This is a genomic window from Micromonospora sp. DSM 43699 (assembly GCF_055517075.1).
This window is the reverse complement of sequence record NZ_JBTMMT010000041.1, coordinates 24,209-46,124: the sequence shown is the minus strand read 5'-3', so window position 1 is coordinate 46,124 and position 21,916 is coordinate 24,209. Positions and strand designations below refer to the sequence as shown.

Below are 21,916 nucleotides of genomic sequence, written 5' to 3'. Positions count from 1 at the left end.
TGCTGGCGATGTGAGCCCGACCGGGGTGTCCACTCAGGCTCCGAGATCAAGGACGAGCGGCCCATGGTGAGGCCGGCGACGTCGCCGGTAGCGTGAGGCGAATTCGTGCCAGGACCGCGAGGAGCAGCCCGGAAGTAGCGAGGAATCCTGACCGAGCAGGTCGTACGCGTGAATGGGGGCCTGCTGTAGGGAAACCGGAGCCAGCGCCGTTGCCAATAGCGCCAGGACCCGATCGGCAACGCGGAGCAGGCGCGGCAGCTCATCGTCACCCACCTGCTCGACCCGCCCCGTTCGGACGTCGCCGCCTGGCACGGTCTGCTCGGCGAGCTGCTGATCGCCGGCGGGGAGACCGGTGCCGCCGCGACCGCGCTCGACCAGGTCGATGCGGGCGGCGTTCCTGCGCACCCGCCGGGCCGAGCGGTTCCTCGCCGAGCTGGCGACCCGGCCCACGCGATAGCGACGGTGGGTCCGGTGTGCGTCGTACCGGCATGACCGGTACGTGCCGTACGACGCCGGCACCTGACGGCCGCGCGGGTTCGGCCCGGCCCCGGCGGCGAGGGGGTTGCCGGGGCGGTGCCGGGAGAGCATGGCTTGACAATCCGCCGGGTGCGGTGTGGACGATGAGACGTGAAAATTCTTGTGCTGGGTGGCAGTGGCCTGATCGGCACCCATGTCGTCGACGTGCTGCGCGACAGGGGCCACACCGTGACCACGGTGGCCCGTACCGCCCGCCCGGGCGTCGATCACCTGCTCGATCTCGGGTCCGCCTCGACCGACGACCTCCGGCCGCTGCTCGCCGGCCAGGACGGGGTCGTCGTCGCCACCCGCGCCGACGAACAGCGGGTGCTGCCCAAGCCGATCCGGCCGGTCCTGCACCGCGAGCTGGTCGACCCGGTGGTACGCCTGCTCACCGCCGCCCGCGACGAAGGGCTCAGCCGTGCGGTCGTGTTGGGCTCCTACTACACCTACTTCGACCGGCTACATCCACAGTGGCGGCTCGCGGAGCGGCACCCGTACATCGGATGCCGTCGGGAGCAGGCCCGGCAGGGACGGCTGGCCGCCGGCCCGGAGCTGCCGGTCGCCGTGCTGGAGTTGCCGTTCGTCTTCGGCGGGGCCGGTGACCCGCTCCCCAACTGGGCCGGTCCGCTCTACCGGTGGGCGCGGTCGCGGGGACCGCTGGTGGCCCCCGACGGGGGGACCGCCACCGTCGCGGCGCGCAGCGTGGCCGAGATCGCGGCCGACGCGCTCGCACAGGCACGCGGCGGGGACATCCCGGTCGCCGACGAGAACCTGAGCTGGGCAGAGATGATCACCCGGATCGCCGAGGAGGTCGGCCGCCCCCGCCGGGTCCGTCGGCTGCCCACCGGCGTCGTACGGGTCGCGCTGCGAGGCGTTGGCATGCGGCACGACCGCACGGGCCGGGAAGCGGGCCTCCACCCCACCCACCTCGCCGACCTCCTGCTCACCGAACTGTTCATCACCGAGGCGGACCGGGAGAGCGGAGATCGCTAGGCCACGGGTGTGCCTGGGAGTGCAGCCGGCGAGGGTGCCGGCTGCCCTCCCGTCTGGTGTGCCGCTCAGTGCGTCGGCTTGGTGGACCGGACGAAGGTGGTCCAGGCGGTGGGGCTGAAGGTGAGGGCTCACGGGTTGCCCCGTACAGCTCGCACATGAACCGGGCGTCGATGGGGCGCACCGGACCGGGGCCCGCCTCGATGCGCCACATCTTCTGCCGGCTGCAGTGCAGCGCCTCGGCCACACCGTCGAGCGTCATGCACGCCTCGGTGCGCAGGTCGCGCAGCGCCCGCCCGAGCTGCCGTCGGGGGACTGTCGAGCCCATGTCCTCGGCCATCCGCCACTCCTGTCCACGTTGCATTTTGTTACATGCTTCTCGGTGTCGGTGAGACATCGAAATGGCACCCGGGGAATTGTCGGGACGTGGGATGCCATTCCATCGGAACGCGTTTTCGACCCTACAAGAAAGGTGTGACAACAGCCATCACCGCGCAATTCCCATGCAATGGCCGTCGCATTGTGGGCACCTGTTGCCGCAGGGCCTCGCGGGGCGGCGGCAGCCACTACGCTCCAGGCGTGATTCGCATCGTCGCCACCGTGTCCCTGCTCCTCGTCGCCGGTTGCGCGCCCACCGAACCGGCCGCCCCCGCAGCCGCCAGCCCGACCGAGCCCTCGGACCGGTTCGCCGCCGGCGCGTGCCTGTCGGTGGCCCGGGCGATCGAGGAGAACGACCTGAGCTTCAGCGCGGCCACCGGTCCCGCCTCGCGGGCCGTCCTGTCGACCGACCCGGGCATCCAGCAGGCCGGTCGGCGACTGGCCGTGGTCGGTAAGGAGGCCGGGGACCTCTTCGTCGAGGACGATCCGAAGGTCGACCCGGGGCCTACCAACGCCCGGGTGGCCGAGGCGCAGCGTCAGTTGCTCTCGGCGTGCACCGACCTGTTCGGCCCGCAGCCGTGGAAGTTCGACAGGTAGCCGAAAACCGGTTACCCGACCGCCGGCAAGCGGCGATCGGGTAACCGGTCTCACGGTGCCCCGGCTACCGGGGCCGACGGTTCAGCTGCGGCTCCACCGCTGGCCGGCGGCGCCGTTGCAGTCCCAGATCTGGGTACGGGTGCCGTTCGCCGTGCCGTTGGACACCAGATCCAGGCAGCGCCCCGAGCCGACCGCCGTGATCGTGCCGTCGGTGTTGAAGCGCCACTTCTGGTTCTGCTGGCCGTTGCAGTCCCAGATGATCACCGAGGTGCCGTTGGTGGTGCCGGCGTTGTTCACGTCCAGACACTTCGTGCCGTAGACCCGCAGCTCCTGGCTGCCTGTCGACGTCCACGACTGGTTGGTCTGGCCGTGGCAGTCCCAGATGATGGCCGTGGCCCCGTTGGTCTGGGTCGCGCCGTTGACGTCCAGGCAGCGGCCGGCGGCGACGTTGCGGACGGCCGTCGTGGTGCCCGGAGGGGGAGTGGTCGGCGGCGGGGTGGTCGGGGGCGCGGTGGTCGGCGGGGCGGTGGTCGGGGGCGCGGTGGTGGGCGGGGGAGTGCCGCCGCCGGTCACCAGGAACATGGCCGCGCCGTGCGCCGGCACCGAGGCGCTGATCGTGCCGGTCGACGTCGAGTTGCTGTGCGCCCACAGGTCGCGCACCGCGTAGGACGACGCGCTGCCGAGGCCGAGCGCACTGGCCGTGGTGGAGACCGTGGCCGTGCCGCCGCTCCGGTTGAGCAGCACGGTGGCCACCGCGCCGGTGGACATCGGCTTGCGCCAGACCTCCAGGTCGCCGGAGTCGCTGATCTTGTAACCCTGCCGGCCGCCCCAGTCCTGGTTGACCGCGATGACGTCGGTGTTGGTCAGGATCGTCCGGGTGGCCGCCGACATGGTGCGCAGGTCGTTGCCGGCCAGCAGCGGGGCGTTCAACAGCGCCCAGAGGCTGAAGTGTGCCCGCGACTCGGTCTCGGTGGGGCCGTTGCCGACCTCCAGCATGTCCGGGTCGTTCCACGAGCCCGGCCGGGCGTACGAATCCTTGCCGACCTGCTGGTCGAGGATGCCCATGATGGAGTTCCAGTTGCCACCGATGTCCCCGGTGTTGCGCCAGGAGTTGCCCACCGACGCGCCCCAGGTCCAGACGCTGTCCTGACCCCAGTTGCACAGGCTGTAGAGGATGTTGCGGCCGGTGGCCGCCAGCGCGTCCCGCATCGCGGTGTAGCGCTGCTGCCCGCTGCGACCGAGGTGGTCGCCGCAGTTGTCGTACTTGAGGTAGTCGATGCCCCAGGACGCCCAGAGGTTGGCGTCGCGCTGCTCGTAGTTGATGCTGGCCGGGTAGCCGGCGCAGGTGGTCGTCCCGGCCGACGAGTAGATGCCCAGCTTGAGGCCCTTGCCGTGCACGTAGTCGGCGAGCGCCTTCATGCCGCTGGGGAACTTCGCCGGGTCGGCGACCAGGTCACCGCTGGCGTTGCGCTGCTTGGTCGACCAGCAGTCGTCGATGTTGACGTACTCGTACCCGGCCGCCGCCATGCCGCTGGAGACCAGCGTGTCGGCGGTCTGCCGGATCAGCGTCTCGTTGACGTTGCAGCCGAACGAGTTCCAGTCGTTCCAGCCCATCTGCGGGGTCCGGGCCAGGCCGTTCTCCAGCGCCTGCGCGGGCGGGGCGTTGCTGAGCACCGCCGCGCCGGTGACGACCGCGGTGCCGAGGCTCGCCGCCAGCAGTACCGGGAACAGCAGGGCGACTCTACGTCTGGACATGTGCACGCTCCTCGTCGGAGTGCAGGCCACGATAGGAAATATATCGACGACCGCCAACGTAATTCGTCTGACATCTGCCGTCAATACGCGCCCGTCGACCGCACCCGGTGCCGGCTCCCGTCTCCCGCGCCCTGCGTCCGGGCCGTACCGCCCGCGCCCGCCCGTCCAGGGGCCGGTCACCGTACGTCCGGGCTGCACACCTTCCAGTCGCCGTCCTGCTGCTCGACGTTCAGCTGCACCGTCCGGGGTGCCTGGTCCGAATAGGTGACCTCGGCGGTCGCCCAACGCAGGGTCGGTGTCTCGCTCGGGCGCTCGATCGTCACGTCGGTGATCCGGAACCCGGTCACCCCGTAGCCGGCCGCCGGGCGGTCCAGCCAGTCCGCCCGTGACTCCCGGCGTCGGTCGGCCGCGCACAACATGTCGTACGCGCCGTTGTAGTCATGCCTGACCACGGCGGACAGGTAGGCGTCGGCGGCGGCGCGGATGCCGGGCTCGTCCCGGGTGTCCTTGCGGTAGAGGTAGACGCTGCCGGCCGGCACGCCGCAACAGAGCAGCACGCCGACGCCCAACATCATGATCACGAAACCACGGCTGGAGAGCTCTGTCTCGGTGGCCACAGCACGACGGTACGGTCTCCCGGCAACCCCGGTCATCGGCGGCCCTCGGCGGGACCGGTGACCTGCGGCCTTCGGTGGGACCGGTCACCGGCGGCCCCCGGCGGGACGGACGCGCAGAGCGCGACGGGGGCGTCCGGTGCGGACGCCCCCGTCGACGAGCCGTGCGGTCAGGAGACCGAGGCGGGGAAGCGTTCCCAGACCCGGTGCGCGGCCATCAGGGTCTGCGCGTCGGCGAGCACGCCGGCCCCGGAGTCACCGGTCACCACGCCCACCGCGCCGACCACCCCGGCCAGCTCCAGCACCCGTACGCCGTCGCCCCAGGCGCCGATCACCTTGGCGTGCCGCCAGCACTCCTGCACCAGCAGCAGCACCCGCGGGTCGACGACAGTGGCGTCCGCCGCACCCGCCTTGGCGTCCCGGGCCGGCAGCGCGTCCGGTGCCGGCGCGGGTGCCCCGGCCAGCAGCAACGCGTCCAGTTCGACCGAGCGGCCGGTGGCGAACGTACGCTGCACAGTCAGGCCGCCCACAGTGCCGCCGTGCGCGGCGATCACCAGCGGCACCATGCCGGCGGCGAACACCTCGCGGCGGACCTGCTCGACACCGTCGGCGTCGGCCCCGGCGTCGACCACGATGCCGACCGTCCGGCCGTCGGCGGGCCAGGTGCGGCCGAGCTGGGACAGCGCCGGGCTGGGCGCGACGTCGGCAAGCGGCACGGTCGGCTGCGGTGCCGGCAGGCCCAGGCCGGTGGCCACCTCGGCGCAGAGCACCGGGTCGATGTTGGCCAGGCACTGCAACTGCCGTTCCCGGATCGCCTGGTGGTAGCACTTGCCCAGCTCGAAGGTGTAGGCCCGGACGATGTGCTCCCGCTCCACCGGCGACATGCTCAGCCAGAACAACCGGGCCTGGCTGAAGTGGTCGTCGAAGGAGGCCGGGTTGGCGCGTACCTTCGGGGCCTCGGCCACGGTGACCGGCACGTCGAGGAACGCGTGCTCGGCGTCCCCGGCCGGGAACGGGTTGCCCCCGTCGAGCGAGTTCGGCCGGTAGGGCGCGACACCCGCGTGTACGGCGTGCTGGTGGAACCCGTCGCGGAGCATGTCGTTGACCGGGGCGTGCGGCCGGTTGATCGGAATCTGCGAGAAGTTCGGGCCGCCCAGCCGGGTGAGCTGGGTGTCGACGTAGGAGAAGAGCCGGCCCTGCAACAGCGGGTCGTTGGTGACGTCGATGCCCGGGACCAGGTGGCCGAGGTGGAAGGCGACCTGCTCGGTCTCGGCGAAGAAGTTCGTCGGCGTCCGGTTGAGCACCAGCCGCCCGACCGGTTGCACCGGGGCCAGCTCCTCCGGGACGATCTTGGTGGGGTCGAGCAGGTCGATGCCGGCGAAGGTCTCCTCCGGGGTGTCCGGGAAGACCTGGAGGCCGAGCTCCCACTCCGGGTACGCGCCGGCCTCGATGGCGTCGTAGAGGTCGCGCCGGTGGAAGTCCGGGTCCATGCCGCTGAGCATCTGCGCCTCCTCCCACTCCAGGGAGTGCACGCCCAGCTTCGGCTTCCAGTGGAACTTCGCCAGCACCGTCGCCCCGGCCGCGTCGACCAGCCGGAAGGTGTGCACCCCGAACCCCTCCATGGTCCGGTACGAGCGCGGAATGCCCCGGTCGGACATGTTCCACATGGCGTGGTGCTGCGCCTCGGTGTGCAGCGAGACGAAGTCCCAGAAGGTGTCGTGCGCGCTCTGCGCCTGCGGGATCTCCCGGTCCGGGTGCGGCTTGCCGGCGTGGATGATGTCGGGGAACTTGATCGCGTCCTGGATGAAGAAGACAGGCATGTTGTTGCCGACCAGGTCGAAGGTCCCCTCGTCGGTGTAGAACTTGGTGGCGAACCCACGGGTGTCCCGGACGGTGTCCGCCGAGCCCCGGGAGCCCAGCACGGTGGAGAACCGGACGAAGACCGGGGTCTCCTTGCCCTTGCGCAGGAAACCGGCCCGGGTGACCTCGTCGGCGCCGTACCCGGTGAAGACGCCGTGCGCGCCGGCGCCCCGGGCGTGCACCACCCGCTCGGGGATGCGTTCGTGGTCGAAGTGGGTGATCTTCTCGCGGAAGTGGTGGTCCTGGAGCAGCGTCGGGCCGCGCGAACCGGCCTTCAGCGAGTGGTCGGTGTCGCGCAGCCTGGCCCCCTGCGAGGTGGTCAGGTATTCACCCTGCTGACCGTTGGCCACCGTCGGTGCGCCGGTTTCGGCACCGGTCGGGGTACGGGTCTCCGGTGCGCCCTGCTCCTTCTTGGGCGGCAGCGGGTCGTGCGGGGTGGTGGGCTCGTCGACGGTCGGCGGAGCGCTACCCGGCGCACCAGGCACGTCGGGGGTCATCAGGTCGGACACCTTCTCGGCTGCGGCGTCCACCACGTCCTTGACGACCTCGGTCGGCTTGCGGGATTCCATCTGGGCGGCACCTCGATGTGTGGAGCGGGGAACAGGTCGTCTCCCCCTACCCGGGCATCCCCCCGCAAAACACGCCGATGCCACCCGGTGTTTCCACCGTCGGACCGGGTCGCCGGCGCTTGGCGAGGGCCTCAGCGCAGGGCGGTCGAGTGGCTCAGCGCAGGGCGGTCGAGTGGCTCAGCGCAGGGCGGTCGAGTGGCTCAGCGCAGCGCCCTGAGGGTGACGGCGGTCACCGCGCCGTACGCCAGGTGCGGCACCAGGTCGGTGATCCAGTCGGTGGCGGACCAGGTCCGTGGATCGGTGACCCGCAGGACGGTCAGCGGGCCGTTGGACCCGATCATCGCCAAGCCGGTCAGCGCCAGGACGGACACGACTGTGGGGAGCCGGCGACCGCCCGCCGCCGCGTAGCCGGCGGCGGTGGCCACCGAGGTGACGTAGCCGAGCAGTGGCCCGAGCCCGGACCGCCGGTTCGGGGCGGTCCGCTGATCACCGAGGTCGACGTGGGCCAGTTCGGCCAGCCGGCCGGCGCTGTCCTCGGCGGCGCTGCTGGCCGGGCGGGCCCGGATCGCCATGTCGAGGTAGGTGACGGCGTTGAGGGCGGACGCACCGGCCGCGCCGGCGATCAGGGCTCTGCTGGTCGGCGTCATCCTCGCCGGGTACCCGCCGGGGTGGCGATGACACCCGCCGGTGCCGCTGTGCCGGGGCGGGCCGGCGGCGGGCCGCCCCGGCACGGATCAGGAGATCGCCGCCGTCACCAGTTCCCGGACCCGCTTCTCCACCGTGGGGCTCCAGGCCAGCAGCGCGTACGACACCGGCCAGAGATCACCGTCGTCGAGCTGCGCCGCCTCCTGGAAACCCAGTGTCGAGTACCGGTAGTTGAACTTGCCGGCGTCCTGGAAGAAGACGACGATCTTGCCGTCCTCGTTCGCGTACGCGGGCATCCCGTACCAGGTCTTCGGGGACAGCTGCGGAGCCGCCGTGATCACCGTCAGGTGCACGCGCTCGGCGAGCGCCCGGTCCGCCGGGGCCATCTGGGCGATCCGGTCCAGCACCGCCTGCATCCCGTCGGCCTTCCTGGCGCCCTTCTTCCCCTCGGCGCGCAACTCGGCGGCGCGTTCCTGCATCGCGGCCCGCTCCTCCGCGCTGAACCCGGTGGCATCGGCCCCGGCGGCCTTCCCGGCGGTGTCGCCGCCGGACGTGGTGGTCGGACTCTTCGTGGGCACGCGGGCTCCCTCACTGGGTGGGACGAGGCGCGGCGTCCTGCCGGCCACCTGGACAAAGGCTATGACCAGGTGACGGCGGTGGCTTCTCGATTCCTGACCGGCCGGGGCCGACTGTCACACCGGATTCCGCCGTACCACCCGGGCGGGACGGCTGACCGGCCGATTCACCGTGGCGACGGCAACCGGCCCGGTGCGCCCGGTGCCGTCGGTCGGCCCGGTCGTGGACACGTCGCCGTCGATGCGTCTATGGTCACCGCATCCTCCGCCCGTGCACGCCGTACGAGGAGCGCCATGGGTTTCTCCGTATCCCTCGACGACCTGCTCGGCGACGAGGTGCGCCGCGATCCGTACCCGTACTACGCCCGGCTGCACGAGCTGGGGGAGGCTGTCGCGCTCCCCCCGACGGCCCCGTACGCCGTGCTGGTCCACGGCCACGACGCCGCCCACCGGGTCCTGCGGGATCCGGTCTTCCGGGTGCTCGACGCGGACCACCTGGACCGGTCCGGCCTGCGCTGGCGCGAGCACGCGGTGATCCGGACCCTGCAGGCCAGCATGTTCAACGCCCCGGCCGACGACCACGCCCGGGTGCGCCAACTGTTCGGCCAGGCGCTGACCGCCCGCCGGGTCGCCGCGCTGGAGCCGACGATCCTGCGGATCGCCGACGGGTTGCTCGACGGGCTCGCCGAGGCGGGCGCGGGCGGGCGACCTGTGGACTTCATGGCCGCGTTCGCCCTGCCGCTGCCCAGCGCGGTCGTCGGCGAGCTGCTGGGGGTGCCGCAGCGGGACCGGGACTGGTTCCCGTCCCGGGTGCGGGCGTTCGACGCGGTGCTGGAGATCGGGCCGCGCTCGTTCCGGGAGATCCGGGCCGCCAACGCCGCCGCCGAGGAGCTGACCGGCTACTTCGCCGCGCTGCTTGCCGCCCGGCGGGCGGAGCCCCGCGACGACCTCGTCTCGGCCCTCGCCCGTAGCCGCGACGAGCACCCCGACCAGTTGTCGGAGGCGGAGCTGCTGGCCAACCTGATCGTCACGTACAACGCGGGGTTCCGGACCACCGCGAACCTGTTCGGCAACGGGTTGACCCTGTTGCTGGCGCGGCCCGACGCGCTTGCCGCGTTGCGCGCCGACCCGTCCCTCGCCCCGGCGTACGTCGAGGAGATCCTGCGGTACGAGCCGCCTGTGCACTTCGCGGTGCGCTACGCCGCCGAGGACACCGAGATCGCCGGGCTGACCGTCGGCAAAGGACGGTCGGTGCTGGTGCTGACCGGGGCGGCCAACCGCGACCCCCGCCGGTTCACCGATCCGGACTCCTTCGACCCGTCCCGCCCGGACAACCGGCACCTGGCGTTCAGCGCCGGGCCGCACTACTGCCTCGGCGCGGCGCTCGGCCGGGCGGAGGGCCGACTCGTGCTGCCCCGGCTGCTGGACAGGTTCCCGGCGCTGGCGCTCGCGGCGGCACCCGGCGAACGGCGTGAACTCATGCTGCGCGGCCACGACCGGCTGCTGGTGCGCCTGGCCGATCCGCGCGCCGATCGGCTCGTCGGCACGGCCCAAGTGGACCTTGCGAAACCGGCTTGATTGAGTAAGGTCGATTCAAACGGAGCGGCTGCTCCGGTGGCCAATCGGCGACGGTCACGCAGACGTCGCACCTGGTTCCCGGCCGCGTCCCCGGCCACCTGCCACGCCTCACGCGTCCCACCGGCCGCCGGGTCCGCCGACGCCGACCTCCGGAAAGGAGACCCACGGACATGACCGACGAGATCCGCGCCTTCCTCTTCGCCGCGCTGACCGAGATGAAGTACGACATCGAGGACGCCGACGACGACACCGTGTTCGGTCCGGCCGGCCTCGACGTGGACTCCCTCGGCCTCGCCGAGCTGGCAGTCCGGGTGGAGGACCGGTTCGGGGTGGCATTCGACGACGACGAGGCCGAGGCCCTGGCGATGATGACCGTCGGAGAGTTCTGCCGCGCGGTGGCGCTGCGCATCCAGCCCGCCTCGGCGCACTGACCGTGCCCGCCGCGCCACCCCGCAGCCAGGTCCCCGACCGGTCAGTGGCCCGGGGCGTCGCCGTGGCCGGGCGGGAGGGACGCGCGTGCGGGCCGGCGTGACGGTGACCGGGATCGGGCTGGTGAGCCCGGTCGGCAGCTCCGCCGCCGAGGTGTTCGACGCGGTCTGTGCGGGCCGCTCCGGCCTGCGCAGACCGCCCGAGGGGCACCCGGTCGACGGGGTCGTCGACGTCGCGGCGTTCAGCCCGGAGATCGACCCGGCCAGTGTGCTGCCCGGCCCCGAGTCCCGGGTGGTGGACCGCTCGATCGTGATGGCGCTGCGGGCGGCCGGGGACGCGTTGGCCGACGCCGGTGTCGAGGTGGGCCGGGACGTCGACCCGTACCGCATCGCCGTGATCGTCTCCGGCGTCGGCGGGCTGTCGACGCTGGCGAGCCAGGTGCTCGCGCGGGCCGAGCGGGGCCGGTTCGGGGTCAGCCCGTACCTGCTGCCCGGGACGCTGCCGAACATGGGCGCGGCGCGGATCGCCATCAGATACGGCATCCGGGGCTACACCTCGTCGATCGGCACGGCGTGCGCCGCCGGGGCCCAGTCGCTGGGTGAGGCGGTGCGGATCCTCCGCGCCGACGAGGCCGACCTGGTGGTCTGCGGGTGCAGCGAGGCACCGCTCTTCCCGACCTTCGTCGACGCGTTCGGCAACGCCCGCGCGCTCGCCCGGGGCTGGTCCGACCCGACGGCCGCGAGCCGCCCGTTCGACAGTCGGCGCAACGGCCTCGTCCTCGGTGAGGGCGCCGGGGTGTTCGTCCTGGAGCGCACCGCGCACGCCGAGGCGCGCGGTGCGCGACGGCACGCCGACCTGCTCGGCTGGGGCGCGAACAACGACGCCTACCACCCCACCACCCCCCGCCCCGACGGGTCCGGTGCCGCACACTGCATGCGGACGGCCCTGCGCGACGCCGGCCTGGCCCCCGCCGACATCGGCTACCTCAACGCCCACGGCACCAGCACCAGGGCCGGTGACGCGGCCGAGGTGGCCGCGATGCGGGACGTCTACGCTGCGGCCGGCCCGCCGGTGAGCTCCACCAAGGGGGTCACCGGGCACCTGCTCGGCGTCTCCGGGGTGATCGAGGCGGCCATCGGCGTCGAGGCGCTGCGACGCGGGGTGCTGCCGCCTACCCACAACCTCGACGACCCGGACCCGGCCGACGGGGTCGACCACATCCGCAAGCAGCCCCGGACCGGCCCGGTGGCCACCGTCATGTCCAACTCGTTCGGCTTCGGCGGCCACAACGTCAGCCTGATCCTCGGCCCTCCCGGGGCGTGACCGGCCGCCGACCGCCGGCACGGGTCGGGGTGTCTGCCGTCCGGCGGCCCCGCGTCGGGGTGCCTGCCCTCCGGCGGCCTCGCGTCGGGTGACTCAGCGGATGGTGAGCAGGGTCGCGGTGTCGTGCCGGTCGACAGTGACGTCGAAGTGCTGGTGCAGCATGTCGGTCAGGTAGTCGAGATCCGCCACCAGGGGCACCGGCAGCATCGCCCGCTGGTCGACCGGGCCGTGGGTGGCGACCAGTTCGAGCCGGTCGGCCTTGAGCAGCCCCCGGGTCAGGAAGGCCGGCAGGTCCTCGGGGAGGAGGCAGCGCCACAGGTCGACGTTGACGATCAGATCCAGCGCGCCGGCCTTGAACTGCTGGAACACGGTGCCGAGCAGGTGCGAGTTGGTCGGGCCGGGTGGCGCGTCGTGGTCGTAGGTGTGCGACCCGGGGCCGAGATCCAGGGCGGACACCCCGTTGCCGACGACCAGCGCCGCGCTGGTGGCCAGCTCCGCGCGGAGCGCGGCGGGCAGCGCCGCCGGTCGCCCCAGCCCCTGCCGCCGGTACGCCTCGATGGCCTCGCCGTAGAGCCGGATCCGGCCCAGGTGCCGGCCGAACGTGTTGATCGCGTACAGCACCTCGACGTCGTAGCGCAGGTGCTTGCGCAGCAGGTACTTCATGTTGTCCATCGAGGCGAGCCCGTTGGACGTCTTGCGGAAGTGCGGCAGATGGTAGGACAGCGCCTCGACGTCCAACCGGAACAGGTCGGGCCGGGCCCCGTGCAGGTGGAACACCCGGTAGAAGAACTCCAGATCCTCGAAGCCCCACTTGACCATCGCCTCGTCGAAGCCGCCCACCCGCAGGAACGAGTCACGGTCCACCGAGGCGTTGTGGGTCAGCCCGAGCACCCAGGGGGCGGCGGGGAAGTCCCGGATCCGCTGCGGGTGGGAGATGTCCTCCAGCCGGGGGTCGCCGCGCTCGGCGTCCAGCATCTCCGACCCGATCGGTTCACCCCGGCGCAGCGCGTCCGCGCCGGCCCAGTCGAGGTCGTAGCGCTGACCCAGCAGGACCCCGGGCCGACCGTCGAGGGCGGCGTGGTGATCCCGGTGCCGGGCCAGCAGGGTGGGGTGCGCCACCGTGTCGGCGTCCAGGAACAGCAGGGTGTCCGCGCCGGCACGCGCCGCCGCCGCGTTGCGGTTGGCACTGCGGCCCCGGTTGGCTTCGCTGCGTACGCAGCTGATCCGCAACCGGTCGGCGTAGCGCTTGACGACCGGGGTCAGCGGGACGGCCGAACCGTCGTCGCCGACGACGACCTCGAACTCCTCCGCCGGCAGGGTCTGCCGGGTGAGCGACGCCAGCGTCGTGTCGAGCGCCGAACCGTTGTTGTGGGCGGGGATCACCACGCTCAGGCGGGGCTGGTCCATGGTCGGCACACGACTCCTTCGGAAACGCCGGCCAGGCCCCGTCGCGGGCCGTCAGCGGGGGGTGCAGTGCTCGGTGATGTAGTCGGCCAGGTCGCCGACGGTGGTCATCCGGTCCTCGTCGAGGTCTTCCACGTCGATCTGGATCTCCAGCTCGTCCTCCAGCTCGAGCAGCAGCTCGAGCGCGAGGGACGAGCTGAGGCCCAGATCGTCCATGAGCTGGGTCTGCTCGGTGACCGGCGCACCGGGTTTGAGCATCCGGGTCAGCAGCGTGGTCATGCTGTCGACGACCTGCGCACGCAGCTGCGGCGCGGTGACCGTGTCGGGCTCTGTCACTGGACCCTGCGCTCCACCATGGAGTCATCAGAGCAAACCGGATCGGCGGGTGTCAACGGGTGCGCCGATCTTCGTCCGCGGTGCCGATCCGCCTCACCCGACTGGCCCCCGGTAGGACTCGACGACGTACCGTGCCTCACCCGCCAGGGCCACCGCGACCCGGTACCCGGCCGGGGTCACCACGTCGGTGACCCGGTGTACGCCCACGGGGTCACCGCACTCCACCACGTCGCCCTGGTGCACCGGCATCGCCAGATGGGGCCAGAGCCGGTCGCCGGCGGCCTTGACCACCGCCTCCTTGCGCGCCCACAACCTGGCGAACCGGTCGGCCCGGGTCGCCGGGGTGGACCCCGAAGCGACCTGCCGCGCCTCTTCGGCGGCGAAGAACCGGGTGGCCAGGGCCACCGGGTCCAGCCCCGGCGACGGATGCTGGATGTCGACCCCGATCGCCCGGTCACCGCCCACCGCCACCGCGACGAGGTCGGCGGAGTAGGACAGGCTCGTCTGCGGCCCGCCCTCGGGGTCGACCAACGTCGGCTTGCCGTGCCGACCCCGCCGCCAGGTGAGCCGTTCGGGTGGCGCGTCCAGGGCCCGGCCCACCAGGAGGCGCAGCGCGCCGTGCGCCACCGTGAACCGGTCCCGGACGGTCGCCTGGGTGAGCGCCGCCGCCCGGGTCCGCTCCCCGGCGTCGAGCACCGCGCGGTACCGGGCCAACTCGTCCGGGCCCACCCGGGCCGACCCGATCCAGATCCGGACGGTGTCGGGCATGGGCCGTACTCTAGCTCCGTCGTCGCCGGGTCGACGGGCGGCGATTTGTGGCGTTGACACGCGCCGATCCACGTTGCTCTGATTGACCGATGTTCGCGCAGACCGCCGAGGCACAGGTGCTCGTCCCGTTCGCCGGCCCGGGGGCCGGGACCGCGCCGCTGACCTGGGGTCAACTGGCGATCATGCAGGACATGCGGGAGACCGGGTGGACGCACAACGTCAGCGGCGCGCACCCGGTGCCGGCGGGGGTCACCGTGGCGCAGGTGGCGGCGCAGCTCGGCGACCTGATGAGCCGGCATCCGGCGCTGCGGATGCGGCTGGGCACCGACGAGCGGGGCGAACCCTGCCAGGTGGTGTCCGCCGCCGGGGAGATCGCCCTCGACGTGCTCGACGTCCCCGACGACGCCGACCCGGCCGACGTGGCGAAGTTCGCCTACGAACTGGGCCACGCCCGGCTGCTGGCCCACTACGACCTCTACCGGGACTGGTCGGTGCGGATGGCGGTGGTCCGGCACCGGGGCGCCCTGGTGCACCGGGTGCTGACCCTCGACCACCTGGTGGTCGACGGCACCGCGACGGCCCTGCTGATGGCCGACCTCGGGCTGGTCGACCTGGCGGCCCGTCGCAACTACGACCCGCGTACGGTGCAGCTGCTCGACCTCGGCCGGCGGGAACGCACGCCGGCGCTGCAACGGGTCAGCGACCGGGCGGTCCGCCACTGGGAGGCGCACCTGCGCACCATCGCGCCGACGACCTTCGGTGAGGTCACCAACCCGGCCGGACGGCACGGCCGGCGGTTCTGGCACGGCCGGTTCAGCTCACCCGCCGCCTACCTGGCGGTGCAGGCCATCGCCCGACGGACCAGGACGGACACCTCCCGGGTGCTGCTCGCGGTCATCGCCGTGGCGGTCGGCCGCGCCACCGGGGTCAGCCCGTTGACCGCCAAACTCATCGTGGGCAACCGGTTCCGGCCGGGCTTCGCCGAGGCGATCGCCCCGCTGAGCCAGAACGGCGTGCTCACCGTGGACGCCATCGACACCACAGTGGACGAGGTGGTGACCCGGGCCCGGCGCGCCTCGGTCGCCGCCGGGATGTACGCCTACTACGACCCGGAGCAGCTCGCCGAGGCCAGCGCCCGGCTGGACGACGAGCGTGGCCATCCGGCCCGGGTCACCCTGCGGATCAACGACCGGCGGGTGGTGACCCGGCAGGCGGCCGAGGACGCCGCCCGCGCCGGGGAGGTGACCCCGGAGCAGATCCGGCGCAAGGCGGGCGAGACGTTCCTGGTCTGGGACGGCACCCTGGACCACCTGCCCGAGCAGGCGTTCATCACCGTCGAGGACCACCCGGACACCATCTTCCTCCAGGTCATCTTCGACCTGGGCTGTTTCACCGAGGCCCAGGCCGAGGCGCTGCTGCGCGGGGTGGAGGAGGTGGCCGTCGAGGCGGCCTTCGACCCGGCCGCCCCGACCCGGGTCACCCCCGGCCCGGCCACCGGCTGACCGCCGGCTGGCGCGGCGCAGCCCGGCCGGACCGACACCCCGGGCCCGCCAGGGTCACCGGCCGCCGGGTCACCGGCCCCAGGTCACCGGCAGCGACTCCAGGCTGCGGACCACCAGGCCGGGCTTGAACCGCAGCTCCTCCTCGGGCACGGCCAGGCGCAGGCCGGGCAGCCGGCGCAGCAGCGCGCCCAGCGCCTCCTGCAACTCCATCCGGGCCAGCGCCGCGCCGAGGCAGTGGTGCGGGCCCGCACCGAACGCCAGGTGCGGGTTGTCGACCCGGGTCAGGTCGAGGGTGTCCGCCCCGGCGAACACCGACGCGTCACGGTTGGCCGAGGCGATCGCCGGGAGCACCGGGGTGCCCGCCGGCAGGCGTACCCCGCCGAGCTCCACCTCCTCGGTGGTCACCCGGGGCAGCAGTACGCCGTTGTCACCGAGCTGGATGAACCGGGACAGCTCCTCGACCGCGCGGGCCACCGCGACCGGGTCGTCACCACGCAACCCGGCCAGCTGCTCGGGGTGCCGGGCCAGCACCAGCAGGAACAGGTTGAGCTGGTTGGTGGTGGTCTCGTGCCCGCCGACGAAGATGCCGGCGGTGACCGAGACGAGCTCCCGTTCGGTGAGGTCGTCGTGGGTGTCCCAGGCGTTGATCAGCGCGCTCATCAGGTCGTCGCCGGGGTTGCGGCGACGCTCCACGATCATCTCGCCGAACGCGTCCAGGGCGGCCTGCGGGGCCGCCGGGTCGGCGTCCCAGTCACCGACGAGCGCGTCGGACCACTGGCGTACCCGGTCCTGGTCCTGCTCGGGAATGCCGAACAGCTTGCTGATCACGTAGATCGGCAGCGGCGCGGACAGGTGGGGGATCAGGTCGGCCGGCGGGCCCGCCGCCATCATCTCGTCGATCGACCTGTCGACGAGCGCGGCCACCGTCGGGCGCAGCGCCTCCACCCGGCGGACGGTGAACGCGTGCGACACCGCCCGGCGCATCTTCGTGTGCCGGGGCGGGTCCATCCCGATCAGCGAGTCCTCGGCGAGTGAACCCAGCTCCCGGGTCGGGCGGTCCGGGCCGGCAGCGGCGGCCCGGCTGAACCGGAGGTCGGTGAAGACCCGGCGGACGTCCGCGTGCCGGGTGGCGAGATAGGCCGACGCCCCGTCGGGCAGCGCGATGGGCGCCACCGGGCAGGTCTCCCGCAGCCTGGTGTAGTCCGGCGACGGGTGGTAGATCGTGGGCGCCGGAGCGAGCGGATACGGGATGGGCGACGGCTGGGTCATCTGTGACTCCTCAGGGTGGTCCGACAGGGTGGTCCGACAGGCCGGTGGATCAGCTCCGGGTGCGCGCGGCGAGGGCCACCAGCGCCGGCACCACCTCGGCGGGGGCGGGCATCGCGTGGACCCGGTCCCGCATCAGCGCCGCGGACTCCCGCCAGTGGCCGTCGCCGATCAGCTCGCCGACCAGCTCGCGGAGGGTGTCGTCGTCGGCCTCCGTCGGGGACAACCAGGTCCCCGCGCCGGTGACCGCCAGCCGCTCGCCGTTGAAGTGCTGGTCGCTGACCTGCGGCAGGATCAGCTGCGGGACCCCGAAGCCGAGCGCCGTCATGGTGCTGCCGGCGCCGCCCTGTTGCACCAGCGCGGCGCAGGTCGGCAGCACCAGCCGCAGCGCCAGCGGGGCGTCGACCAGCCGGACGTTACCCGGCAGCGGGCCGAGCCCGGCCTGCTGGGACCGCTCGACAAGCACCACGACCTCGACGTCCAACCCGGCGACCGCCCGGATGACCCGGGGGAGGCCCAGCCGGTCGTCGAGCCCGACCCCGGCCATCATGGTGCCCGCCGTGACGCAGACCCGGGGCCGGTCCGCCGGGCCGTGCAGCCAGGACGGCAGCACGGCCGGTCCGTTGTACGGGACGAACCGGACCGGCCGACCGGGGCGGGCCGACGGCACCTGCATCGGCGGCGGTACCGGGTCGAGCGTCAGCACGCCGGTGAGGTCCACGTCGGAGGCGGTGAGCCCGAACCGGCCGGCGAGCGGGCCGAGTACCGACTCCGGGTCGAGCCGGAGGGTGACCGAGGAGTCCGGCCCCCACAGGTGCAGCACGCCGGGCACGTCCAGCGCGGCGGCGGCCACCGGGGCGGCGAGGTTGAACGGCTCCCAGACCATCAGGTCCGGTCGCCAGGACCGGCCGAAGTCGACCAGGTCGTCGAGGAGGGCGTCGGCGAACCGGACCACGCCCCCGTCGGCGGTGATCGCCGGTTCGAGCGTGTCGGTCGGCTCCGGGGCGGCGGACACGGCCGGGTCGAGGGCGCCGACCGCACCGATCCGACCCGCGAACGCCTCGGCGAAGTCGAGATCACGGCCCAACGGCACCGCCGCCAGCCCGGCCGAACTGATCGCCGGCACCAGCGAGGGATGGCTGGCCACCCGCACCTCGTGCCCGGCCGCCTGGAGCGCCCAGGCGAGCGGGACCAGGCCGTAGAAATGCGACCGCCAGCCCCACGTGCACAACAGAATCCGTAAAGCCGCAGTCAAGTCCGCCCCATCCGCGCACCAACCGGCAGTCCTGGTGCACAGATGCTAGGCGATGGACGTCCGTACCCGGAAGGTCGCCGGTCGTACCAATGGATATTGACGGCGGCCGTCCCCATGGCCGAGTCTTACCCGGTGCCCGATGTGGACCGCCGACCGGCGGGTGGTGGCCCGTCATGACCGTCGTCTCCGAGCTGCGGGGCTACCCGTTCGAGCCGTTCACCGGTGACCTGCCGGGCGAGCTGCTCGACATGGTGGTGTCCGACCCGGTCAGCCGGGTGCGGTTGCCCGATGGCCGCCCGGCCTGGCTGGTGCTCGGCTACCAGGACTGCTGCACCGTCCTGGCCGATCCCCGGTTCTCCCGGCTCCCACTGGGTGCGACCGGGGCTCCCGACGGCGACGGCCCCCGCGAGCTGAACATGGACGGTCCGGCGCACGCGGTCGTCCGCCGGGTGGCCAGCCGGGCGTTCACCGCCCGTCGCATCGACACCTTTCGCCCCCGGGTGCAGCGGCTCGTCGCCACGCTGATCGACGACCTGCTGGCCGGCCCGCGCCCGGCCGACCTGGTCGCCGCGCTCGTCGCGCCCCTGCCCGTGTACGTGGTCTGCGACGTGTTGGGGGTTCCGGTGGCCGACCGGCCCCGGTTCTACGGGTGGATCGAGGGGCTGAACTCGGTCACCGCGTACGGCTCGGCCGACGCCGCCGTCGCGCAGGCGGAGCTGCGGGAGTACCTGGCCGGGCAGTTGGCGCACAAGCGGGTGACCCCCGGCGACGACCTGCTCTCGGCCTGGGTGATCGGCCGGGACGCGCACGAGCTGGTCGACGCCGAGCTGGTCGAGCTGGCGATGGGGGTGCTGCTCGGCGGGCTGGAGATCAACTCCACGAGCGCCGGGCTGCGCGCGCTGTTCCAACACCCCGAGCAGTTGGCGAAGCTGCGGGCCGACCCGGGGAAGCTGTCCTCGGCGACCGACGAGATCCTCCGTTACACCTCGGTGAGCAGCATGTTCCGGGTCCAGGTGGTGCGCGAGGACCTGACCCTCGGCCCGGTGGCGATGCGCGCCGGGGACTGCGTGATGGCGATCCCGTGGGCGGGCAACCGGGACCCGCGGGTCTTCCCCGACCCCAACGTCTTCGACATCGACCGGGTGCCGGGCGCGCCGCACCTCACCTTCGGCTTCGGACCGCACTTCTGCCTGGGCACCGCGCTGGGCCGGATGCAGGTGGAGCTGTCGATCGGCGAACTGCTGCGCCGCCTGCCGGGGCTGACGCCCGCGGTGCCGGTCGAGGAGATCCCGTGGCGGCACGACCGGATGAACGGCGGCATCGCGTCGTTCCCGGTCACCTGGTGACCGGGAAGCCGCTCACCGCCCGCCGACTCCGGCGTTCCGCCGCCGGACCGGCCGGGAGCCCGCCCCACCGACGTCGCCGCGCCGGCGGGGCGGTCAGTAGTTGTCCACCGCGTTGACCCGGTCCGGCCAGTAGCGCTGGCCGGGGGCGGCGACGTAGTGGTCCCACCGGGGCGCGTCGCCGGTCGGGTGGTCGCCGAGCACGGTGATCCGCTGCCCGCGCCGTACCCCCTCGTAGTCGTTGATCGCGTAGTGCTGGGTGACCCGGTTGTCCCAGATCGCCACGTCGCCGACCCGCCAGCGGTAGCGGCAGGTGAACTGCGGCCCCTCGGAGAACGCGAACAGGTATTCCAGCAGCGCGTCGCTCTCGTTGCGGCTGAGCTGCGGGATGTGCGAGGTGAACAGCCGGTTGACGTAGAGCGAGCGGCGGCCGGTCTCCGGGTGCACCCGGACCACCGGGTGCTCGGCCCGGCTGGTGAACTCGTTGCCGATCCGGATGACGTGGATGGCGGTCAACCCGTCGAGCAGGTCCCGCAGCGGCGCGGAGAGCGCCTCGTACACCCGGCACTGGTTGGTCCACATGGTGTCGCCGCCGGTCTCGGGGAGCTGGACCAGGTGCAGGATGGAGGCGATCGGCGGGCTCTGGTGGAAGGTCATGTCGGTGTGCCAGACGTCGACCTTCCCGCCGTTCTCGGAGTCGATGACGACGATCTCCGGGTGCCCCTCCAACCGGGGCAGGTACGGGTGCAGCTCGACCTCGCCGAAGCGCCTGCCGAAGGCGACGTGCGCCTGCGGCGTCAACCCGGTCTGGCCGGCGACGAAGACCACCTGATGGGCGAGTAGCAGCCGGTGCAGGTGGGCGAAGCCCTCGTCGGTCAGGGTGTTCAGGTCGATGCCGTGGACCTCGGCGCCCAGGGCGCCCGCGACGAGCCGTACCTCCGGCACGAGGGAAGTGGTCATCGGTGGTTCCTCCGGTCTGGGCGGGGGGCCGTCGGCGCATTCTTCCACGGCGGTGAATGGGTTCTCCACCGTCGATGTTGACGCCGTCGCGCCGACCCTGAGAGCATTCGGGGCCGATGGACGACGGCCAGGGCCCCGGGCGCGACCATTGTGGACGCGGGGTGCGACGGGGAGGCTGTCCGGGTGACGATCGATACCTCGACCGAGAACGACCCGGCCACCCGGCTCGCCCGGCTGACCGACCTGGCCACCCCGTTCGCCGTACGCACGGCGGTGACCCTGCGGGTGCCGGAGCGGATCGCGGCCGGGGTGACCCGCCTCGACGAGCTGGCCACCGCGTGCGACGTCGACCCGGACGCACTGGGCCGGCTGCTGCGCTACCTGGTGCACCGGGGGGTGTTCGTCGAGTCGTCGCCTGACGAGTTCGCGCTGACCGACGTCGGCGAACTGCTCCGCGACCGCGACGGCGGCGGGCACGGCGGCTACCTGGATCTCGACGGTCTGGGGGCACGGATGGACCTCGCCTACACCGGGCTGCCGCACGCCATCCGCACCGGTGGGCCCGGCTACCGGGCGGTGCACGGGCGCGACTTCTGGGCGGATCTCGACGCGCACCCGTCCTACCGGGCCTACTTCGACGCGTTGATGCTCAGCCAGCAGCGGTTCACCGCGCCCCAGGTGGCGGCGCTCTATCCGTGGCACCGGGTCGGCCATGTCGTGGACGTCGCCGGAGGTGCCGGCGGGTTGCTGCGGGAACTGCTCGGCACCCACCCGCACCTGCGGGGCACCCTGGTCGACCGGAGCGAGCCGGTGGCGACGGCGGCCCGGACGTTCGCCGCGCACGGGCTGGCGGACCGGGTCGACACGGTGGTCGGGGACTTCTTCGCCGAGTTGCCGGCCGGCGCCGACGTCTACGTGGTGTCCCGGGCGCTCACCGACTGGAGCGACGCCCACGCGACGGCGATCCTGCGCCGGTGCGCCGAGGCGGCCGGGGGCACCGGTCGGGTGCTGGTGGTGGAGGTGCTGCCGACCGACCCGTACGTGCCGCACCGGTCCCCGTACGACCTCCAGATGCTGGTGCTGGTGGGTGGGCGCGAGCGGGGTGAACCCGAGCACGTGGCGTTGGCCGCGGCGGCGGGCCTGGCGCCGGTCGGGGCCTATCACGGCACCGGTGGACTGACCCTGTTGGAGTTCGCCGCGGATGCCCGATCCGACGGCCGGTGATCAGACGTTCGTACCTAATCTCATCG

21 protein-coding genes are annotated in these 21,916 nt (G+C 72.8%); 8 read left to right on the top strand and 13 right to left on the bottom strand.

Going from position 1 to position 21,916, the window contains the following annotated elements:
* Positions 1-33 precede the first annotated feature (33 nt).
* A complete protein-coding gene (locus AC0AIB_RS19845) occupies positions 34-588 on the bottom strand; it encodes a hypothetical protein (RefSeq protein WP_465097221.1) in 555 nt (184 codons plus the stop codon).
* A gap of 39 nt (positions 589-627) precedes the next feature.
* On the opposite strand from AC0AIB_RS19845, the gene AC0AIB_RS19840 reads away from it, so the two are divergent.
* The gene (locus AC0AIB_RS19840) at positions 628-1,512 is read left to right on the top strand and encodes an NAD-dependent epimerase/dehydratase family protein (protein WP_328338504.1); all 885 of its coding nucleotides are present in this window, start codon (positions 628-630) and stop codon (positions 1,510-1,512) included.
* On the opposite strand, the gene AC0AIB_RS19835 is transcribed toward AC0AIB_RS19840, so the two are convergent.
* A complete protein-coding gene (locus AC0AIB_RS19835) occupies positions 1,478-1,837 on the bottom strand; it encodes a helix-turn-helix domain-containing protein (protein ID WP_442930831.1) in 360 nt (119 codons plus the stop codon). The genes AC0AIB_RS19840 and AC0AIB_RS19835 overlap by 35 nt on opposite strands.
* Before the next feature lie 251 nt (positions 1,838-2,088).
* Here AC0AIB_RS19835 and AC0AIB_RS19830 point away from each other — a divergent pair, with 251 nt between their 5' ends.
* Positions 2,089-2,484, top strand: coding sequence for a hypothetical protein (locus AC0AIB_RS19830; protein ID WP_328338502.1), 396 nt, complete (start codon positions 2,089-2,091; stop codon positions 2,482-2,484).
* Positions 2,485-2,565: 81 nt separating this feature from the next.
* Here the strand turns inward: AC0AIB_RS19830 and AC0AIB_RS19825 are convergent, their stop codons facing one another.
* The 5 genes from AC0AIB_RS19825 to AC0AIB_RS19805 form a co-directional block, all read right to left on the bottom strand.
* Positions 2,566-4,239, bottom strand: coding sequence for a ricin-type beta-trefoil lectin domain protein (locus AC0AIB_RS19825; protein ID WP_465097220.1), 1,674 nt, complete (start codon positions 4,237-4,239; stop codon positions 2,566-2,568).
* A 176-nt stretch (positions 4,240-4,415) separates the two neighbouring features.
* Complete coding sequence (locus AC0AIB_RS19820; protein WP_465097219.1) at positions 4,416-4,856, bottom strand: Rv0361 family membrane protein; 441 nt, start codon at positions 4,854-4,856, stop codon at positions 4,416-4,418.
* A gap of 167 nt (positions 4,857-5,023) precedes the next feature.
* The gene (locus AC0AIB_RS19815; RefSeq protein ID WP_465097218.1) at positions 5,024-7,282 is read right to left on the bottom strand and encodes a catalase; all 2,259 of its coding nucleotides are present in this window, start codon (positions 7,280-7,282) and stop codon (positions 5,024-5,026) included.
* Positions 7,283-7,482: 200 nt separating this feature from the next.
* A complete protein-coding gene (locus AC0AIB_RS19810) occupies positions 7,483-7,929 on the bottom strand; it encodes a hypothetical protein (RefSeq protein WP_328338497.1) in 447 nt (148 codons plus the stop codon).
* 87 nt (positions 7,930-8,016) lie between these two features.
* Positions 8,017-8,505 (bottom strand): iron chaperone, encoded by a 489-nt coding sequence (locus tag AC0AIB_RS19805; protein WP_328338495.1) that lies wholly within the window; start codon positions 8,503-8,505, stop codon positions 8,017-8,019.
* Between the two features lie 291 nt (positions 8,506-8,796).
* On the opposite strand from AC0AIB_RS19805, the gene AC0AIB_RS19800 reads away from it, so the two are divergent.
* The 3 genes from AC0AIB_RS19800 (at position 8,797) to AC0AIB_RS19790 (ending at position 11,832) form a co-directional block, all read left to right on the top strand.
* Complete coding sequence (locus tag AC0AIB_RS19800; RefSeq protein ID WP_328338493.1) at positions 8,797-10,080, top strand: cytochrome P450; 1,284 nt, start codon at positions 8,797-8,799, stop codon at positions 10,078-10,080.
* 170 nt (positions 10,081-10,250) lie between these two features.
* Positions 10,251-10,511 carry an acyl carrier protein gene (locus AC0AIB_RS19795; RefSeq protein ID WP_328338491.1) on the top strand — a complete coding sequence of 87 codons (261 nt, stop codon included), beginning with the start codon at positions 10,251-10,253 and terminating at the stop codon, positions 10,509-10,511.
* Positions 10,512-10,596: 85 nt separating this feature from the next.
* The gene (locus AC0AIB_RS19790; protein ID WP_328338489.1) at positions 10,597-11,832 is read left to right on the top strand and encodes a beta-ketoacyl-[acyl-carrier-protein] synthase family protein; all 1,236 of its coding nucleotides are present in this window, start codon (positions 10,597-10,599) and stop codon (positions 11,830-11,832) included.
* A 93-nt stretch (positions 11,833-11,925) separates the two neighbouring features.
* Here the strand turns inward: AC0AIB_RS19790 and AC0AIB_RS19785 are convergent, their stop codons facing one another.
* The 3 genes from AC0AIB_RS19785 to AC0AIB_RS19775 all read right to left on the bottom strand — a co-directional run bounded on the left by AC0AIB_RS19785 (position 11,926) and on the right by AC0AIB_RS19775 (position 14,340).
* Positions 11,926-13,239 (bottom strand): glycosyltransferase family 2 protein, encoded by a 1,314-nt coding sequence (locus AC0AIB_RS19785; protein ID WP_465097217.1) that lies wholly within the window; start codon positions 13,237-13,239, stop codon positions 11,926-11,928.
* Positions 13,240-13,290: 51 nt separating this feature from the next.
* Positions 13,291-13,572 (bottom strand): phosphopantetheine-binding protein, encoded by a 282-nt coding sequence (locus AC0AIB_RS19780; RefSeq protein WP_328338485.1) that lies wholly within the window; start codon positions 13,570-13,572, stop codon positions 13,291-13,293.
* 93 nt (positions 13,573-13,665) lie between these two features.
* Positions 13,666-14,340, bottom strand: coding sequence for a 4'-phosphopantetheinyl transferase family protein (locus tag AC0AIB_RS19775; RefSeq protein WP_465097216.1), 675 nt, complete (start codon positions 14,338-14,340; stop codon positions 13,666-13,668).
* A gap of 89 nt (positions 14,341-14,429) precedes the next feature.
* Between AC0AIB_RS19775 and AC0AIB_RS19770 the strand changes: the two genes are divergently transcribed.
* On the top strand, positions 14,430-15,842 hold the full coding sequence (locus tag AC0AIB_RS19770; RefSeq protein ID WP_328338481.1) for a condensation domain-containing protein: 1,413 nt from the start codon (positions 14,430-14,432) through the stop codon (positions 15,840-15,842).
* Between the two features lie 69 nt (positions 15,843-15,911).
* On the opposite strand, the gene AC0AIB_RS19765 is transcribed toward AC0AIB_RS19770, so the two are convergent.
* Together AC0AIB_RS19765 and AC0AIB_RS19760 are read right to left on the bottom strand one after the other, a co-directional pair.
* The gene (locus AC0AIB_RS19765; RefSeq protein WP_328338479.1) at positions 15,912-17,111 is read right to left on the bottom strand and encodes a cytochrome P450; all 1,200 of its coding nucleotides are present in this window, start codon (positions 17,109-17,111) and stop codon (positions 15,912-15,914) included.
* Positions 17,112-17,160: 49 nt separating this feature from the next.
* Complete coding sequence (locus AC0AIB_RS19760; RefSeq protein ID WP_328338477.1) at positions 17,161-18,339, bottom strand: nucleotide disphospho-sugar-binding domain-containing protein; 1,179 nt, start codon at positions 18,337-18,339, stop codon at positions 17,161-17,163.
* A gap of 197 nt (positions 18,340-18,536) precedes the next feature.
* On the opposite strand from AC0AIB_RS19760, the gene AC0AIB_RS19755 reads away from it, so the two are divergent.
* Positions 18,537-19,709: a cytochrome P450 gene (locus tag AC0AIB_RS19755; protein WP_465097215.1), complete on the top strand. Its 1,173-nt coding sequence runs from the start codon at positions 18,537-18,539 to the stop codon at positions 19,707-19,709.
* 93 nt (positions 19,710-19,802) lie between these two features.
* On the opposite strand, the gene AC0AIB_RS19750 is transcribed toward AC0AIB_RS19755, so the two are convergent.
* The gene (locus AC0AIB_RS19750) at positions 19,803-20,666 is read right to left on the bottom strand and encodes a TauD/TfdA dioxygenase family protein (protein ID WP_328338471.1); all 864 of its coding nucleotides are present in this window, start codon (positions 20,664-20,666) and stop codon (positions 19,803-19,805) included.
* A 183-nt stretch (positions 20,667-20,849) separates the two neighbouring features.
* On the opposite strand from AC0AIB_RS19750, the gene AC0AIB_RS19745 reads away from it, so the two are divergent.
* Positions 20,850-21,890 carry a methyltransferase gene (locus AC0AIB_RS19745; protein WP_328338469.1) on the top strand — a complete coding sequence of 347 codons (1,041 nt, stop codon included), beginning with the start codon at positions 20,850-20,852 and terminating at the stop codon, positions 21,888-21,890.
* Positions 21,891-21,916 lie beyond the last annotated feature (26 nt).

Excerpts from the sequence above, each read along its gene's own strand:
- AC0AIB_RS19845 (WP_465097221.1), bottom strand. The coding sequence starts at position 588 with ATGCTCTCCCGGCACCGCCCCGGCAACCCCCTCGCCGCCGGGGCCGGG.
- AC0AIB_RS19835 (WP_442930831.1), bottom strand. The coding sequence starts at position 1,837 with ATGGGCTCGACAGTCCCCCGACGGCAGCTCGGGCGGGCGCTGCGCGAC.
- AC0AIB_RS19825 (WP_465097220.1), bottom strand. The coding sequence starts at position 4,239 with ATGTCCAGACGTAGAGTCGCCCTGCTGTTCCCGGTACTGCTGGCGGCG.
- AC0AIB_RS19815 (WP_465097218.1), bottom strand. The coding sequence starts at position 7,282 with ATGGAATCCCGCAAGCCGACCGAGGTCGTCAAGGACGTGGTGGACGCC.
- AC0AIB_RS19810 (WP_328338497.1), bottom strand. The coding sequence starts at position 7,929 with ATGACGCCGACCAGCAGAGCCCTGATCGCCGGCGCGGCCGGTGCGTCC.
- AC0AIB_RS19800 (WP_328338493.1), top strand. The coding sequence starts at position 8,797 with ATGGGTTTCTCCGTATCCCTCGACGACCTGCTCGGCGACGAGGTGCGC.
- AC0AIB_RS19795 (WP_328338491.1), top strand. The coding sequence starts at position 10,251 with ATGACCGACGAGATCCGCGCCTTCCTCTTCGCCGCGCTGACCGAGATG.
- AC0AIB_RS19785 (WP_465097217.1), bottom strand. The coding sequence starts at position 13,239 with ATGGACCAGCCCCGCCTGAGCGTGGTGATCCCCGCCCACAACAACGGT.
- AC0AIB_RS19775 (WP_465097216.1), bottom strand. The coding sequence starts at position 14,340 with ATGCCCGACACCGTCCGGATCTGGATCGGGTCGGCCCGGGTGGGCCCG.
- AC0AIB_RS19770 (WP_328338481.1), top strand. The coding sequence starts at position 14,430 with ATGTTCGCGCAGACCGCCGAGGCACAGGTGCTCGTCCCGTTCGCCGGC.
- AC0AIB_RS19765 (WP_328338479.1), bottom strand. The coding sequence starts at position 17,111 with ATGACCCAGCCGTCGCCCATCCCGTATCCGCTCGCTCCGGCGCCCACG.
- AC0AIB_RS19755 (WP_465097215.1), top strand. The coding sequence starts at position 18,537 with ATGACCGTCGTCTCCGAGCTGCGGGGCTACCCGTTCGAGCCGTTCACC.
- AC0AIB_RS19750 (WP_328338471.1), bottom strand. The coding sequence starts at position 20,666 with ATGACCACTTCCCTCGTGCCGGAGGTACGGCTCGTCGCGGGCGCCCTG.